Annotated in this window: 1 protein-coding gene; it reads right to left on the reverse strand. The window is 63.2% G+C overall.

The genetic code is table 11. The features are described from left to right. Nucleotides 1–46: 46 nt before the first annotated feature. A partial coding sequence (locus N181_RS10315) for an NAD(P)/FAD-dependent oxidoreductase (RefSeq protein WP_060563363.1) occupies nucleotides 47–1,111 on the reverse strand: 1,065 nt, incomplete at its 5' end.

Below are 1,111 nucleotides of genomic sequence, written 5' to 3' on the forward strand. Positions count from 1 at the left end.
CCTCCTTTCTTCGCTGCGGCGGTGCGAGCCTTTGGCGCCTGGCTCGTCAGCAGGCGACCATTTCATGCTCCATTGCCACCTCGATCATCAGATTTTCGATGTCACGGGATATCGAAGCGGCAGCCAATACGCGGCCGTCGCACTTGAAGCGCAGCAGACAGTCCCGGCCGGCTATGTCGCCTTCGACCATGATTTCGTCCCATCGTTCCGCATGGCCGACATAATTGATCCTGACGTCGTAGTGCTGGCTCCAGAAGAACGGCACGGCATTAAACTTCTCGCTCCGGCCGAGCATATTGTGCGCCGCGGTCTGCCCTTGCCTCTCGGCTACCACCCAATGTTCGACGCGAATGTTCTCTCCGCTATGAGGATCGGGCCAGCGCGCGATATCACCCGCCGCGAAGATCCCCTGTTCGCTGGTTTCCAGAAAGCCATTCACCACGATGCCGCGGTCAATTGTCAGCCCTGCCGTTTCGGCGAGCCCCGTCCGCGGCCGTACGCCGATGCCGGCGACAACGAGGTCGGCGGCCAGCGTGTCGCCGCTGCGCAGTTTCACCTCGCCGCCATTGATGCTGCTTGCAATCTCCTCGAGGTGGAAAACGACTCCGTTCTTCTCGTGAAGGGTCCGGATGAAGTTGCCCATCTGCGGACCCAGGACCCGCCCCATTGGGTGCTTGTCGGGTGCGACGACATGGACTTCGACGCCGCGAGCGCACAGGGCCGCGGCAACTTCGAGGCCAATGAAACTCGCTCCAAGCACGACCACCCGGCGGGCCGTCGCGGCCTGCTCGATTATGGCCCGGCAGTCGGAGAGCGAGCGCAGCGTGTGAACATGGGGCTGGTCGGCACCCGGAATCGTCAGGCGAACCGGCTCTGCACCGGTCGCCAGCAGCAACCTGTCATAAGGGACCGGGTATCCGCTAGCGAGGATGACCTCGCGGGTCCGTGGCTCGATGCGAACCGCTTGCGTCCCGAGACGCAGGTCGATCTGGTTCTTGGAATAATAGCTCTCTCCCCGGAGCGGGACCCAGCTCTCCGGCGCCTTGCCGGCAAGGTAGTCCTTGGAAAGATTCGGCCGGTCGACAGGCGGCGCCTCGTCGTCGCTGAGCAT

The sequence above is a fragment of the Sinorhizobium fredii USDA 205 genome (genome assembly GCF_001461695.1).
Taxonomy (GTDB): Bacteria; Pseudomonadota; Alphaproteobacteria; order Rhizobiales; family Rhizobiaceae; genus Sinorhizobium; species Sinorhizobium fredii.